At 34.7% G+C, this 14427-nt stretch carries 18 protein-coding genes and 1 pseudogene; 6 read left to right on the top strand and 13 right to left on the bottom strand.

Translation table 11 applies throughout. From position 1 onward, the window contains the following. Positions 1-256 (top strand): hypothetical protein (locus JOC76_RS28440; RefSeq protein ID WP_205182142.1); only part of this gene is annotated, 256 nt, incomplete at its 5' end. Positions 257-528: 272 nt separating this feature from the next. After that, the gene (locus JOC76_RS28435; RefSeq protein WP_205182141.1) at positions 529-1545 is read left to right on the top strand and encodes a DUF3231 family protein; all 1017 of its coding nucleotides are present in this window, start codon (positions 529-531) and stop codon (positions 1543-1545) included. A 228-nt stretch (positions 1546-1773) separates the two neighbouring features. Here the strand turns inward: JOC76_RS28435 and JOC76_RS28430 are convergent, their stop codons facing one another. Next, positions 1774-2526 carry a hypothetical protein gene (locus JOC76_RS28430; RefSeq protein ID WP_205182140.1) on the bottom strand — a complete coding sequence of 251 codons (753 nt, stop codon included), beginning with the start codon at positions 2524-2526 and terminating at the stop codon, positions 1774-1776. Positions 2527-2808: 282 nt separating this feature from the next. Here JOC76_RS28430 and JOC76_RS30330 point away from each other — a divergent pair, with 282 nt between their 5' ends. Further along, positions 2809-2994 (top strand): TetR-like C-terminal domain-containing protein, encoded by a 186-nt coding sequence (locus tag JOC76_RS30330; RefSeq protein ID WP_205182144.1) that lies wholly within the window; start codon positions 2809-2811, stop codon positions 2992-2994. 615 nt (positions 2995-3609) lie between these two features. Beyond that, a complete protein-coding gene (locus JOC76_RS28420; protein ID WP_205182139.1) occupies positions 3610-3819 on the top strand; it encodes a hypothetical protein in 210 nt (69 codons plus the stop codon). A gap of 395 nt (positions 3820-4214) precedes the next feature. Here the strand turns inward: JOC76_RS28420 and JOC76_RS28415 are convergent, their stop codons facing one another. From JOC76_RS28415 to JOC76_RS28400, 4 genes are all read right to left on the bottom strand, one after another. Further along, positions 4215-4637, bottom strand: coding sequence for a hypothetical protein (locus tag JOC76_RS28415; protein WP_205182138.1), 423 nt, complete (start codon positions 4635-4637; stop codon positions 4215-4217). Between the two features lie 419 nt (positions 4638-5056). Further along, on the bottom strand, positions 5057-5227 hold the full coding sequence (locus JOC76_RS28410) for a hypothetical protein (protein WP_205182137.1): 171 nt from the start codon (positions 5225-5227) through the stop codon (positions 5057-5059). A gap of 433 nt (positions 5228-5660) precedes the next feature. Further along, the gene (locus JOC76_RS28405) at positions 5661-5840 is read right to left on the bottom strand and encodes a hypothetical protein (RefSeq protein ID WP_205182136.1); all 180 of its coding nucleotides are present in this window, start codon (positions 5838-5840) and stop codon (positions 5661-5663) included. A 20-nt stretch (positions 5841-5860) separates the two neighbouring features. Continuing rightward, entirely contained in the window at positions 5861-6172 is a 312-nt protein-coding gene (locus JOC76_RS28400; protein WP_205182135.1) for a hypothetical protein, read from the bottom strand. Positions 6173-6474: 302 nt separating this feature from the next. On the opposite strand from JOC76_RS28400, the gene arr reads away from it, so the two are divergent. Next, positions 6475-6891, top strand: coding sequence for an NAD(+)--rifampin ADP-ribosyltransferase (gene arr / locus JOC76_RS28395; RefSeq protein ID WP_205182134.1), 417 nt, complete (start codon positions 6475-6477; stop codon positions 6889-6891). Between the two features lie 254 nt (positions 6892-7145). On the opposite strand, the gene JOC76_RS28390 is transcribed toward arr, so the two are convergent. From JOC76_RS28390 to JOC76_RS28380, 3 genes are all read right to left on the bottom strand, one after another. Then, the gene (locus tag JOC76_RS28390; RefSeq protein WP_205182133.1) at positions 7146-7580 is read right to left on the bottom strand and encodes a DUF3916 domain-containing protein; all 435 of its coding nucleotides are present in this window, start codon (positions 7578-7580) and stop codon (positions 7146-7148) included. A gap of 199 nt (positions 7581-7779) precedes the next feature. After that, positions 7780-8187 (bottom strand): tetratricopeptide repeat protein, encoded by a 408-nt coding sequence (locus JOC76_RS28385; RefSeq protein ID WP_205182132.1) that lies wholly within the window; start codon positions 8185-8187, stop codon positions 7780-7782. A gap of 372 nt (positions 8188-8559) precedes the next feature. Continuing rightward, the gene (locus JOC76_RS28380; RefSeq protein WP_205182131.1) at positions 8560-8736 is read right to left on the bottom strand and encodes a hypothetical protein; all 177 of its coding nucleotides are present in this window, start codon (positions 8734-8736) and stop codon (positions 8560-8562) included. Between the two features lie 100 nt (positions 8737-8836). Between JOC76_RS28380 and JOC76_RS28375 the strand changes: the two are divergent. After that, positions 8837-10053, top strand: a pseudogene (locus JOC76_RS28375) (IS110 family RNA-guided transposase). A gap of 171 nt (positions 10054-10224) precedes the next feature. Here JOC76_RS28375 and JOC76_RS28370 read toward each other — a convergent pair. The 5 genes from JOC76_RS28370 to JOC76_RS28355 form a co-directional block, all read right to left on the bottom strand. Then, positions 10225-10413 (bottom strand): hypothetical protein, encoded by a 189-nt coding sequence (locus tag JOC76_RS28370; RefSeq protein WP_088087141.1) that lies wholly within the window; start codon positions 10411-10413, stop codon positions 10225-10227. Between the two features lie 630 nt (positions 10414-11043). After that, positions 11044-11328, bottom strand: coding sequence for a group II intron maturase-specific domain-containing protein (locus JOC76_RS30325; RefSeq protein ID WP_275591430.1), 285 nt, complete (start codon positions 11326-11328; stop codon positions 11044-11046). Between the two features lie 364 nt (positions 11329-11692). Beyond that, positions 11693-12793 carry a group II intron reverse transcriptase/maturase gene (ltrA, locus tag JOC76_RS28360; protein ID WP_239558068.1) on the bottom strand — a complete coding sequence of 367 codons (1101 nt, stop codon included), beginning with the start codon at positions 12791-12793 and terminating at the stop codon, positions 11693-11695. Next, on the bottom strand, positions 12739-12939 hold the full coding sequence (locus JOC76_RS31050) for a hypothetical protein (protein WP_239558065.1): 201 nt from the start codon (positions 12937-12939) through the stop codon (positions 12739-12741). Before JOC76_RS31050 ends, ltrA begins: the two co-directional genes overlap by 55 nt. 515 nt (positions 12940-13454) lie before the next feature. Continuing rightward, positions 13455-14243: a reverse transcriptase domain-containing protein gene (locus tag JOC76_RS28355; RefSeq protein WP_205182130.1), complete on the bottom strand. Its 789-nt coding sequence runs from the start codon at positions 14241-14243 to the stop codon at positions 13455-13457. Positions 14244-14427: the final 184 nt, after the last annotated feature.

The raw sequence follows: 14427 nt of genomic DNA, 5'->3' as shown, positions 1-14427 counted from the left end.
AGACGCTCCTACCCTTTTAAAAAAGTTGAATGAGCTGCGTCTATTTAAGTGTTGCCATTTTTCGGTCCTTACAGAAGTTAATTTTCATGGTAGTGAAACAAGAAAAAGAGTCGCAGCTACTACTCTTATGTATATCACACTCGAAATTGGCATGATAAGCCATATCCTCGCAACAATGTTTTTTCATAATTTTATTTCTCCTTATTTAGTTCAAGCCCCCGTTACTTTAAGTGCACTATTTCACAATTTTTTGTGAGATTAGAAAAAGGCAAAATACATCGTGAAGAATCACACCAGTTAAGCTATAAATGTATCCCGATAATAATCGGAATTACGGAACCACCCGGATCGAACCATGTTGAAGTATCTTTGTAAAAAACCTCCACAAATACTGTTTTTATCAAAACTACACCTTGTTTCTCATCAGTAAAATCTTTTGATTTAAGAGGTTTCTAATTTTTTACATATTTTTCACCTCTAAGAAAACAATAAAAACAATGTACTAGTTCGTTTATTGGAGGATAAATCTTGGAGACAAATAACCCCATTCGATTAACTGCTCCAGAAATGGCAAGCCTTTGGACTCAATACATTTTTGATACCATGTCCATTTGTTTTTTTCGTTATGCACTGGAGCATATTGAAGATCACGATGTCAAATCAATCTACCAAACTGCCCTTGGATTATCCCAAAAGCATGTCCAAAAAATTACAGAATTCATGGTAAATGAAAATTATCCTATCCCACATGGGTTTACAGAAAAAGATGATGTAAACATTCAAGCACCTCGTCTTTTTCAAGACCCCTTCTACCTAAATTATATTTATATCATGACTTTGCAAGGGATGACTGGATATTCTTTGTCTATTGGTACTTCGATTCGTTCTGACTTACGGAAGTATTACATAACCTGTATGTCCGAAACGATGGAGCTTTTTGATCAATCCATTGATCTAATGCTTTCGAAAGGACTTTTTGTACGACCTCCTGTTATTTCACCACCCGAATCAATCGATTTTGTAAAGCACCAAAGCTTTTTAACGGGATGGTTGGGAGATCGTCGTCCTCTGAATGCTATCGAAATGGGAGATATTACTTTCAACATGCTAAAAATGCATTTACATGCTGCTTTAAAAGTAGGATTCATCCAAGTAGCCCAATCCAAAGAGATTCGTCAATATTTCATGAGGGGACTTGACATTGCCAATCAACACATAAAAATATTTGAATTGGTATTTAAGGAAGATAAATTAAATTCTCCTGTTTCATGGCAATCGATGATCACGAGCTCTACTTCTATGACCTTTTCGGATAAATATATGATGTACCAAATTCTATTGTCTACACAATTATCCATTTCATTTTATGGTTCTGCTTTGAGTGTTAATTCAAGAAGAGATTTAGGTGCCCACTACATACGACTAATTTTAGAACTCGTACAATTTGCAGAGGACGGAGCAAACCTAATGATAAAAAATGGGTGGTTAGAGCAGCCTCCTACAGCAAGTGACCGTGACTCGCTCGCCAACAGGAAGGAGAAATAAATAATATGTAAAAACTAGACGCTAGGAACGATTCCTAGCTTTTTCATTTGCTGCACTTCATAGGGCAAAGAAAACAAAATTACATCTCCCTTGTTACACTAAACTGCCAGTTAGCTCAACAAGAAAAAAGACCGCTACAGCGGTCATCTTTAAGCTCAAGCACCCAGTTAGTTGAAGTACATATTTTCACAAATAATTTCGTCTAAATGAAGACCGCACCTGTTTTCATTAGGATGAATTTTTATCGGCTACTATTTGTTTAGATAATCTTTTATCTATAACTCCAATAAGGAAAATAAGAAATAATGCTAAACAAATATAGTAAATTTGGTCCCACCACACGAGACTATGAAGAATTCCAATCTTTTCAAGCACTTGATTCACAGTATAAATAAATAAACCTGTTAAAATATATTTGAACCATTTCGGTTTCCAATTGATTTTAACCATAAGACAATAAAAAAGACTTGCGCATAAATAGTAAATTGCTGAGAAGGCAATGGAATCTTTCCCTAGATTCCCAAACCATCTAGGGCGATAAAATCTATTCAAGAAAAAGAGCATCGGAAGAATATGGGCACTGGCAGATATGGAACCCGTGATTAAATAAAGCATCAAATTGTGTTTGAATCCCCTTGAAGGATGTAAAATCCATTTATAAAAAATCTTAGCTAAAGAAAAATATAAAGGGAGACCTAATCCTGTATATGCTAATTTCCACCAGTGCTGTGTATAGATATGAAGCTTTAAAAATAACCATTCAATCCCTACAAAGAATCCAGAAAAAAAGATGATCCAAAGCCAATTTAAGTGGAAAGTTGCTATCAAGGTTGCTGTGACCGGCAAAGATAATGCGTTTGAGAAAAACGCTCCCAATTCACTGTCATAAAATGAATTATGCTTGATAATATTGGGGTTATAATCATAGCTTCCTAAGAAATTAAATATAGTGGTCTCGATGATATAACCAAATCCAACCATTGTTAAATAAAGAAACAGGGATCGAGAGTTTCTTTTTTTTAATAAAATAAAACAAAACAGAATCGTGCTTGAAATGAGTAGTGCAAAAAACCAATAACTACTATGCACACGGTTCACTCCGATACTAAAAGAATTCCTAAAGTTTGTCCTCTTAATTTTTTATTATTAGAGATTCTCCAATTTCTATACTTCATATTGATTCATTACGGTGAAACGTATCATAAATACGGTACATTAAAAATCATTTTTGTTGGCGGTACCTCGTAAAAAGGTGGCTTCCCTATCCCCATCTTAAGAGACGAAGTCAATGTTACCGTAGGCAAAAATAAAGGATTAAACGAAGATATCATTATTCGATTTGTTTCCGCTGAATACTTTGAACTGGTGGAATGGTGGCTTAAAGAAGGAATACCTTATCCGCCACGCGTTATGGCAGAGCAAGTCGGAGAATTAGTAGAGAGAATATAATAATTACTAAAAAATATTAAAGCGCGGAAGTTCAACAGCCAGGTATGAACATGGCTATTTTGTTCACAGCAATAAATAATAAACTTTGTTCAAATCATTCAATATAATGGGTACTTAATTGATTTAGTATTTACACAATTTTAGAAATGCCTTTAATTTAGTTTGGTGACACCAGACAAATATAAAAAAAACGATTTTACTAACAAAGAAAGAATACTTTTCTCTTAATATTGTGAAGAAATACACTTAAACTAAACTGCCAGTTAGTTCAACAAGCAAAACCTATTATTTGCAAATTGTTGTCGTATTACTGCTTAACTCTTCTAAATATGACTGGTGCGAAGTTAAAGTAGATAGAAGCTAAAAATGCACCAACAATTGTTCTTATATAGTTGTGTTAACCATATTTATCATTTAGCAATTCCTTTCCGTACTCTAATAACAAGGTCAAGAAAAGTACCATTAAAATCAAAATAATTCTGGTATATTTATACTTTTGAGGTTTGCTAAATAATTTGTTGTGCAAATCTGTCTTTTTAATTATCCAATCCTCTAAATATTTTTAGTGTTAAATACACATAATATTACATTCAAATACATATTTGAGGTGATTAAATGAAGAATGTTGTATCAATGCTTTTAGCAACATTTTTATTTGTAACCCCATGTACTTTCGATAATGCGGAAGAAAATGCACACGGGAATAAAAATGTAAAGGAAATCTATGCAACTCCAAATGATATGTTTTTAGATTTTATCCAAATTAAAGCCGACAAAGTTATTCAAATAAGAATACGGGAAACAAATGATCTGGGGTTGATTTAAAATTAAAATGATAAGTATATCATAAAAGATGACGAGAAAAAAAGATGGTACGAACTAACAGCAGTCATTATAATACAAGATCCTGATAAAGAAGCTGGTATCAAATTTGATTCAATGACTTTCAAATTTACACCGAGAGTGCCAGGTAATGGTAATGCATGAGACTTAGGAGACACAAGATTTGAACTACTGGAATATAAGCATAATGACGGAAAAGCATACTAAGCAGTCCATTTTAGGAGAGAAAAATTCTCTCCTATATTTTGTAATTAGAAATTAATCCTAAGACCAAAATTTATCACCATATTTAGTTATCATGCCACGTCAGCTCAACAAGAAAAAGAGTCGTATCTACAACTCTTTGTTAAACTCAAGCACCCGTTAACGCAATAGGATTATATTTCTTCTTGATATATTTCTGATTTTAACGGTTTCAAATTTATTGGTATTTTAAACTCCTGAAGACTTTCAATATGATTAAAAAAAATATCTATATTATCATAATCCATTGACCATTCTTCTACCTTTAACTTTTTTAATTCATTTGTTGGTTTAAATGAAAATTCACAGTGTAACTGTTCCATATGAGAATAGTCTTCTTCTTCATAAACAGTAAACTGACGTATAAAATCAAAATGAAATAGTTTTTCTCCAGTAAACTTATAGACACCACATTGAAATAAAATTTCTTTTTCTTCTTCTCCCTCAACGTCCTCTGTAGAAAAAGCTTTAAATGCTTCCCAAACATTTTTTATATCATTGGTATCATCATCAATCTTATGTTTAAGATAACTTTCAGCATTCTTAACTGTAATCATTACATCACCTCAGATTTACAATTTCACCAATCCCTATCCATTATTCAGGTTGATAGCAAAAGAACGATTGTCTTATTAAACAATTGCACCCATTTACTTTAAGTGTAATTCTTCACAATCTTATAGTTAAAGGAACAAAAAGGCTACGGAAGAACCTTCTTTTGAACCTTCCGTAACCATTTTATTTACTCTATACATACTGGGTATTTAATTTCATTCAATTGTTAGTTCATCGATTCGAGTTAATTCTTTATGAACTAAACGGTGACTTGGGTTAAGGTTTCCTGCTGCATCTTTTCCAAAAACTCCAATTAAAACATCATCTTTATCTCGACTAGGATTGATTTGGATTTGTACCTCAAATTCAAAAGCATTTGAAACATCAGAAACATGGAATCCTGAGGAATTTGGTGAGATTGTTAATGTGGCTGTGTCTTTTTAGTTCCATCTAAACGAAAAACTTCAATTTTAGCAGTAATTGTCGTGTGTTCATGGTTGTTTAAAACTTTGGTATAGACTTGGGTTGATGACTTTGCTGCTGTAGCATCTATTTGGTTTTCAAGAGGTCCGGTAGAATAAACTAGTGGCATATTTTAATCCACCTCCTTTCTATTTTCTAGTGATATAATATGTAAATTACTTTGATTTTAATTGGACAAGTATAATAGTCAACTAAATCATTTATAGTGGGAATTGAATCTGATTTTTTTAATTGTAATAATTGTTTCATTAATCTGCCTGTTATCACAACAAGTAAAAATGACCGCCACTTAGACGGTCAAGCTCGTCAGTGAAATTAAAAAGGTTGCCGCAGTAACCCACTGTTCGACTAACGCTACCCGTTTGTTTATATAGATTTATTCACAAACTTCGATTTTTTATCTAAATTAACGGGCTTCTCTTTGAAGTGTAAGTATAAGAATCATAAATACGCATATGAATTCTGTTCAAATCCCACAGTGAAAATCACAGTAAAAAAACGCTGTTATAAAATGATCAACAACGTTTTTTTGTTGGATTTCTCTATTTTAAAACTGTTTCGCCTGGGGTAAATGCTTCATATTGATTATATTTCGTTGTTATTGATGAAATAAACCAATACTCTTTAAATGGTTCTAGATTTTTTTCCACAGTTATAATTTTCTGCCCACCACCAAAATCTCCATATGATGGCCATAAATCGTATTTAACGGTATATCGCATTTTGGATTCGCTAAGCTTTTCTACTTTGGTAAAACGAAAGTTACTAACCGAAGGCTTGACTGACCTGTCACCCAGCGAGTTTGCTCAAATTTTCTCCTTAATTGTTTTTGAAGCGAAGGGGACAACATCGCATACTGGACAGTACCGCTTCGATTATTCACGCCTAATATCCACAATTCAACGGCTTGTTTCGGTTCTCCTACGTGCAAACCAGTCATAAAAGATAGTAACTGGCTTTCTAAAAGATTGAGTTGTTTTGGAGCTGCTAGTGCGGGGGTGTTATTAAATAGCATTAATGAAAATAAAAGTATAATAAATCGCAATAAATTCACAATACCATCATCTTAAATTAAAATAAGGTGTATTTCCCCAAAGTTAATCTCAGCTTTCCTTCTCCACAAACCTTCCCAGTTAGCACAAAAAGAAAAAGCCGCCTAGAATGGCAGCTGGACTATAAATATTAGTATCATTTAATTTAATAAATTTAAAATAATCATTAACAGAGTGACTCAATATCATTCTCTATACTTACATTATACCGTTATTTATATTTTTATAATAGAGTATTTTTTTGTAATTCCTACACTATATTATACTTTAAATACAAATCTAATAATAGAAGGGGTGTATCAGTATGAATGACAAAAAAGATGTCTTAGATAATGGTCCTTTTTTTCATGGTACTAAAGCAGAATTAAAAATTGGTGATTTATTAGAACCGCAACACTTATCAAATTACCAAGAAAAAAAATCTAACCATATATACTTTACTGCTACATTAAATGCCGCCAAATGGGGTGCTGAATTAGCAACATCTAATTCAAAAGAAAGAATCTACATTGTAGAACCATTAGGGGATTTTGAAAATGATCCTAACTTGACTGATAAAAGATTTCCTGGAAACCCAACACGCTCATATAGATCTAAATCACCTCTAAAAATAATAGCTGAATTAGCTTCATGGGAAAGACACTCTGATGAAGAGATAAATCATATGCTTACATCTTTAAAGAAATTAAGTGAAGAAGGAAAAAATGTGATATACGACTAATTTTCAAATAAACACTTCCTCCTCAATCATTGAGGGGCTTTTTTTCTTTTCCGTTTTCATAAGGTACAGGGCGAATTTTTCTCCTTGTTTTTTTGTAAGTTAACCCGCCCGTTAGAAGAATTAGAAAAGCTGCCACAATTGTCATCTCTGATCTTTCTCTAAAGCACCCCGATAGTTTATGTACAACATTTCACAAACTTTTAAAAAATAGTACCATCTTGGTTTGAAGAATACCACCCTTTAACAGAATCTCATTAATCTAACTCACCAATAAACCAGATTTCGCCTTCATGGTTGAAGCAATCGTCCGATATTATTTCCTTGAAACCCCGAACTTTCAAATCAGAAGATAAAACAATATTCCACTCTTTTATTAAATTTCTTTCGCTACCTAGAGGTATCCATTTTTGTTCTGTTGAGTTTCTCTTGAAAAAACCATCAAACCAACTTTTATCTGGAATTACTACAATCTGTGAGTCAAACAAATGAGGTAATGATATAATCACATAAATGCAATAATCACTTTGTTCTTGCTTCTTTATGTTTATTAAATGTTCGCCCGGTTCGATTAATTTTCGCATAAAATCTCGCCTGAATTTGTTCAAAATGTTTTTCGAATCTATGTATTCTTGGCTGAATGGTAAGTGTAAATGCCAATATCCTAAACCAGAATCATTAGAATTAGGCATTGTTTTGGTTAAGTCAGTTAAATCCTCTACAAAAGTATTGTATCTTCTCCTTAAACCCCTATTTTCTTTTTTGATCCGTTATCAAATTTCCATCGAAACACACAAAACCCTCCTAATTAATTTCAGGAATCCCCCTTATAAAAGGATTGTAGCACTATACCATTTCACCCCTCTAGCACCCTTTAGTATAATAAGGTTCTCATTCTAATTTGGTTTTTAATATGCTTAGTCGTTTAAATTTTCTATCATAACTTTGTCGTTGAAGAAGATTATCCAACCAGAATCTTGCTTTTTCTATATCCTTATTTTTTACAAATGTTTCAATTGCTTTTTTTAAATTGCTGCTATAAAAAAATTTCTCATCTATCGATAATTCAAGTCCTTGATGGTAACAATCTGAAGCTTTTCCGTAGTCTTTTATTTTCGAATAAAGTGTCCCTAAAAATATATAGCCACTAGCTATTTCTTTTTTATTGAATTTTTCATTTCTAACTGCTGATTCCATTGTTTTAATAGCTTTTTTTGTAAGGAATAAATCATCATAAATAACTGCCCTATACACGTAATCATCATATTTTCTTAGCTTTATTAATGAAATAATATCCATAAAAACTCCTCTTTTAAATCGTTCCTTTATAAGAAACTTCTACATCCTTATTGCATTAACCTACATCGTTAGTTGAATAACGGGGATGAAAAAAGGATTGTCCAAAAAGTCCATTGGTTGTTAAAGTATAGCTACCAGTTAAATTGATTTTATCTAATATATAATTGCTATTTATCAGACTTCCTTTTAAAGAATAAGTAACACAATGCAAACAAAACCAAATATAATAAAAATTGACCAATAGAGTTTTCACTTAGAAAATTGTGAATACCATTGGCACGAAGTATGGAACGGATAACAATAGAAAGTATTGCAGGAATAAATATAGAAATCAGGAATTTTTTAGATGTCAAATGCTCGATCACTCCCATCCTAATCTTTCGCCCCCGATAGCCATCCATGAATCGCTAAAAACCAGCTCTTCACCACAAAGAATGAAAATGTATTGAATCCGTCCATACTTATTCTAAGGCTGGGAGAGGAAGGTCGATACACTATGGTGCCATAGAGCCATCCGATAGTCTGACTCCAACGACCACGGTGCATCACAAACTGTCGCTCCCTTGCAGGAAGCACTCATGGTAGATTAATCCTTATTCTGATTGTTGCATCAGCCTCCAATTTACAAGCCTAGAAAGGAAGAATTTCAATGGATGTAATCATTGAAAGAGCATGTGGTATGGATGTTCATAAGGATAATATCACTGCGTGTATTATGACACCTGATGGAAAGGAGATTCAAACATTTTCGACTAAAACAGTATTTCTGCTTAAGTTAATCGACTGGGTTAAGGAACATGGTTGTACCATGTCGCAATGGAAAGCACCAGTGTTTATTGGAAACCTATTGTTAACCTACTGGAATCTGAAGGAATTGAGTATTTAGTTGTAAGCGCCCAACACATGAAGGCACTCCCAGGTCGTAAGACTGATGTTAAAGATACCGAATGGATTGCACAACTTCTTCGCCATGGTCTACTCAAAGCGAGTTTCATTCCAAATCGGACTCAAAGAGAGCTGCGAGAACTTGTTCGCTATCGCCGTAGTATTATAGAAGAACGTGCAAGACAACATAATCGGATTCAAAAAGTTTTAGAAGGAGCCAATATCAAACTTGGTTCTGTTGTATCAGATATTATGGGGGTTTCATCCAAGGATATGCTTCGAGCAATTGCAGATGGTGAAGATGATCCTGAAAAGCTAGCAAACTTCGCTCGTCGTACAATGAAAAAGAAAAAAGAGCAACTTGAATTAGCACTTCAGTGCTATGTTAACCCACATCAACGATTAATGCTCAAAGCGATTTTGACTCACATTGATTTTCTAACTGAACAAATTGAAATGTTAGATCAAGAGATTGTCCAAAGAGTCAGCTCTTACGAAGAAGATATTGAGAGACTAGATTCAATTCATGGAATCGCCAGAAGAATGGCTGAACAAATCCTGGCTGAAATCGGTACTGCTGTTAAAAATCAATTTCCAACTGCGGCACATCTTTGTTCGTGGGCAGCTCTCGTACCTGGACATAACGAAAGTGCTGGAAAAAGAAAATCAACTAGATCGAAAAAAGGAAATAAGTATTTAAGATCAGCATTAACTGAAGCAGCTCAATCAGTCAGGGGTTCAAAAAACTATCTTGGTGCATTGTATCGACGAACAGTTGGGCGAAAAGGCAACAAAAGAGCAGCTATTGTAGTTGCAGATGCGATATTGCGGATCGCATATTACCTGTTAACTAGAAAAGAAATGTATGTAGACTTAGGTGAAGACTACTTTGATAAACAAAGACAGGTATCTATTGTACGCCATTCGGTTCAAAGATTAGAAAACTTAGGCTATACGGTTACAATAACAGAGGCTTCCTAATCCTTCAAACAAGTATATAACACCATGGATCAGACGCTCCTCCCCTTTTTAAAAAGATGAATAAGCTGCGTCTATTTAAGTATTGCCATTTTTCGGATCTCACAGAAGTTAATTTTCATGGTAGTTGAAGAAGAAAATAAAATCTTTATTTTATAAATAAAAAAGAGAGCCTTAGCTCTCCAACAATCGGTTAACTTTTTGAATCTCCCCTTCAAATAACCTCATGTCCAACTCGTAATCATCATGACCATCAAATGAATCCAACATATCTTTTTCTTGATGTAATGTTATCAAATACTGCTCCAATGAAAACCCACCACTTTGGATTGTATTCTCAAACACAACTTTAAATCTGCTCATTTATTTCACCTCGACAGATAGTATTTCCCATACAATAAATGAAATTCGTATTTTATTACCAAATATAAAAAAGACCATTTAGGTCCTTTTGGCTTCTTCAACTAAAGCTACCCATTAGTTTAAGTGCAAAACTTCACAATCTTGCTTCGAATAAATTAAAAGTGTGAGACTAAATCACAAAAGAACAGCATATTTTCATTATACCTTTTACTTTCAATTTGACTAAAAAGATTCATTACAGATGTTTCCAATTAGTGTAAAATATAGACTGATAGAAAACAAAGGAGTTGTTTAAATTGTTATCATTTTATTATCAACGCTATAAGTCGTGGGTTTGGCTTATTTTGTTCTCAGCTTTTGAAATAGGGGCAATATCTAAATCCTTTTACTCACCATTGTGGGAAGTTATACTCAACGCTGTTATAGGCTTGATTTGTTTAGGGGTATATATTCGCTTAAGGTTTCTCAAACAAAATCAAAATTGAACCTAAATTAAACTGTACTATATAAAAAACATTCTTCAATTAGTCGAGTAGAAGAGAACCTCTCTACCTTACGGTAGATTGTGTTCTCCCCCCTCACAGAACCGTGCTTGCACTATTAATGCACACGGCTCCTCCTAGTCATCATTTACAGAATATAGCTTATCTCTTTTCTTAAATCATAAATATTCACTTTGATTCTTGGTGAAGGTAGTGGATATTTACTAAGAAAGAGCCTAAATTTATCCCATGTAAAGGATTTCCTTTGGCTTCTTCTGTTTAGCCATTTAAATAGTAAATACTCGATTTTCTCTTTGAAGTTGTTAACAGTTTGGGTATTATCTGTAATGCAATAATAGTTGTAATAGCCTATTAGTGAGCGTTTAAATCTATCCATAATCATATGAATATCTTTATTTCTATTATTCTTCAACCATTCTTTAGATTCTTTTAGTTTGCCTTGAACTTTCTTTCTGCTCGATTTCCGCTTTACTCGAAATCTCCCTTGTTTACTTTTCCCACAATAGTGTGTAAACCCAAGGAAATCAAATGTTGCTGGTTTCCCAATCCCATTTCGCTTTCCATTATTCTCCGCAAACCGCCCGAAGGGAATAATTTTAGTTTTATCCTCGGCTATTTCTAAGTTAAATTTCTTTAATCTCGACCTTAATAAGTTGAAGAATTGCTGAGCTTCACTTTTATATTGAAAACAACAAACAAGGCAAGTAGACCACTGGAACCTCCCCAGTAGCCTCTCTCAGAACCGGACGTGAACCTCTCGACTCATCCGGCTCCCATTATTCTGCCGTTGGCTTAATACCTAATTCCCAATGTTTAAATAACTTGGGATTTTGTTTTGCAATTCTACCTAAGAAATATTCTGCTCTTTTCTTGTGACGAGCTAACCTTTTGTATTTCTTCCTCGCCCACATTATTAAGGCTTTGTTGATGTGCCTTAATGTTGAGTACATTTCGGATTTGTAGAACTTGCCATAGAAGTTTATCCAGCCAATTATCTTTGAGTTAAACATATTTGATAGGTCCGTAAGGTCCTTTTCAGCTTTCAGTTGAAGTTTCCAGTCCCTCACTTTTTGCCGAATTGATTTCTTTGCATTGTTACTAATGGCAGGTGTAAAGTTTACAAAATGTTTTCCCCATCTGTTCTTTGACAGCCTGGGTCTAAACGTGTATCCTAGAAAATCAAACGAAGTATTTTCGTAGTTTTCCTTTCTGTCTGCATCCTTACAGTATACAATTCTAGTTTTTATTGGATGTAGTTTCAGTTTACATTCGCTCATCCTCTTGTTTAAAGATTCAAGCAATCTTGTCGCTTCATCTTCTGTCTTACAGTGGATGACTGCGTCATCCGCATATCTCGCAAATGGGTTGTTAGGGTGATTAATAGCCATCCATTTGTCAATTGTGTAATGTAGAAATAAATTTGCTAGAACTGGACTTATGACCCCACCTTGCGGTGTGCCGGATGTACGTTCCTTTATTCCATCTTTCATTTGAAAAGGTGCCTTCAACCATCTCTTGATGTATAGCTTAACCCAGCTAATTTGTGTATGCTTTTCAACTGCTCTCATTAGTAAGTCATGGTCAATATTATCGAATAAGCCTTTAATATCAAACTCAAGAACCCAATTATATCTCCAACATCTTTTACGAGTAATCTCTATTGCTTGGATGGCACTTTTCTTAGGTCTATACCCATAAGAATCTTCATGAAATAAGGGCTCTACTAATGGTTCGAAGTACAATTTCACAACCATTTGTGCAATTCTATCCGTTACCGTTGGGATTCCTAATGTTCTAGTACCCCCAGCTTTCTTAAGTATGTCTACCGCCTTAACTGCTGGTGGAAAATAACTCCCGGAGGACATCCCCTGTTCCATAGTTTATAGAGATTATCCTTTAGATTCATTTCGAATTCTGCTATTGACTCTTCATCAATTCCAGCTGACCCCTTATTTGCTTTTACTCTAAGAAAGGCTTCATAGACTGCCTTTTTAGATATATTGTACGGCTTTGTCTTATTCATAAGTTCCTCCCACTTTAATGGTTGACCTGTTCATAAAACTGAATAACATAACCCCTTTGCTCCATCTCCGTTAGGAGGTTTCATAGCTACTACGAGTTATTCCGCCCCTATACATGGCATTGGTACTCTGATTCTTGTGGGGCTTCCACTTGAAATCTCTCCCTTGGCATCCATGTCGTAGGTTCCCACGTTCCACACTCAAGCCTGTATTAAGTTCACGCCGCCTTTATACCGGTCACCGAACGGACAGTAAACAGGTTCCCTCCGAACTTATCCTGAGTTAACGACTCCCCCTCAGTTTTGATGACACCTCTACGCTTTCGATACTTCTTCAGCGGTTCAATGGTTTTCGTCTCCTTAATACCTACCTGACAGAGTCTAGCCCTGCCTTTTCCTTAACGCTCAATACCATAGCTTTTGACTACAGCACCTTAAGGTGGTTTGCAATCTCTACCTGTATAGCGATTGCGAGAGACCTACTCTCATCTTGAGTGCAGCATAGCTTCCTTGTGTGATTACGCACACTTTGGTTGCTTTCGTGGCACACAATCATCTGCGTATCTTACTATGTATGCCTGCCCTTTGCACCATTTCCTGACCACTTTCTCAAACCATAGGTCAAGAATGTAATGGAGATACACATTGGCTAATATCGGAGATATTACTCCACCTTGCGGTGTACCATTGTCAGTCTTGTATTTCTTACCTTCCTCCATGTATCCACCTTTAAGAAATCTGCTGATTATTCTAAGTAGGTTAGGGTCTGCGATCCGGTGTTTTAAGAACTCCATCATCCATTTGTGGTCAACGTTGTCAAAGAAACCTTTGATATCTACATCTACTACATAATTTACTGATCTCTTCTCAATATAATGGTTCAGTATTTTCAACGCATCATGACAATTTCTATTAGGACGGAACCCAAACGAACAGTCTAGAAAGTCATTTTCATAGATGGCATTTAGTATTTTGGTAATGCCTTTTTGTACAATTTTATCCTCATGTTCCGGTATTCCTAATGGCCTTTTCTTGTTTGTGTTGAGCTTTGGAATATACATTCGTCTTACTGGAACAGGGCGATAACTTTTGCTTTTAAGCCTAATTACTAAATCCTTTATGTTTTCCTTCAAGTTTTCACTGTATTGTTCTTTAGTCGTTCCGTTAATACCAGTCGCCTTTTTATTAGGCAGTCCATGATGACACTGTAGTAGCGATTGCTCATTTAATAAATGTACAAGAGATGTGAATTTCATTTTAGGCTCGGATTTTGCTAATTCTGCTATCCTTAGTAGTTTTGTTTCCATCTATGACTCCTACCTCTGTGTGTAGTAAATGTGTCCCTAGTAAGGGTGATAACTGGTAGCTAGCCTTCCCTCCATCGGAATTACCCAACTTCATTGGTACTACGCTGCTATCCGACTCCCTACCTGGCATTTGGTTTCCTTGCTTGTTATCGCTTGTACACCATACTCTTCTTCAAAGAAAAGA

The sequence above is a fragment of the Neobacillus cucumis genome (assembly GCF_016908975.1).
GTDB lineage: Bacteria > Bacillota > Bacilli > Bacillales > Cytobacillaceae > Neobacillus > Neobacillus cucumis.
Note: the sequence above shows the minus strand (reverse complement) of the source record. Positions and strands in the feature narration are given on the sequence as shown.

What these genes read in the sequence shown, in the direction of transcription:
- JOC76_RS28430 (WP_205182140.1), bottom strand. Translation starts at nt 2,526, where the DNA reads ATGGTTGGATTTGGTTATATCATCGAGACCACTATATTTAATTTCTTA.
- JOC76_RS28420 (WP_205182139.1), top strand. Translation starts at nt 3,610, where the DNA reads ATGAAGAATGTTGTATCAATGCTTTTAGCAACATTTTTATTTGTAACC.
- JOC76_RS28415 (WP_205182138.1), bottom strand. Translation starts at nt 4,637, where the DNA reads ATGATTACAGTTAAGAATGCTGAAAGTTATCTTAAACATAAGATTGAT.
- JOC76_RS28410 (WP_205182137.1), bottom strand. Translation starts at nt 5,227, where the DNA reads ATGCCACTAGTTTATTCTACCGGACCTCTTGAAAACCAAATAGATGCT.
- JOC76_RS28405 (WP_205182136.1), bottom strand. Translation starts at nt 5,840, where the DNA reads ATGCGATATACCGTTAAATACGATTTATGGCCATCATATGGAGATTTT.
- arr (WP_205182134.1), top strand. Translation starts at nt 6,475, where the DNA reads ATGAATGACAAAAAAGATGTCTTAGATAATGGTCCTTTTTTTCATGGT.
- JOC76_RS28390 (WP_205182133.1), bottom strand. Translation starts at nt 7,580, where the DNA reads ATGCCTAATTCTAATGATTCTGGTTTAGGATATTGGCATTTACACTTA.
- JOC76_RS28385 (WP_205182132.1), bottom strand. Translation starts at nt 8,187, where the DNA reads ATGGATATTATTTCATTAATAAAGCTAAGAAAATATGATGATTACGTG.
- JOC76_RS28370 (WP_088087141.1), bottom strand. Translation starts at nt 10,413, where the DNA reads ATGAGCAGATTTAAAGTTGTGTTTGAGAATACAATCCAAAGTGGTGGG.
- ltrA (WP_239558068.1), bottom strand. Translation starts at nt 12,793, where the DNA reads ATGGAACAGGGGATGTCCTCCGGGAGTTATTTTCCACCAGCAGTTAAG.
- JOC76_RS31050 (WP_239558065.1), bottom strand. Translation starts at nt 12,939, where the DNA reads ATGAATAAGACAAAGCCGTACAATATATCTAAAAAGGCAGTCTATGAA.
- JOC76_RS28355 (WP_205182130.1), bottom strand. Translation starts at nt 14,243, where the DNA reads ATGGAAACAAAACTACTAAGGATAGCAGAATTAGCAAAATCCGAGCCT.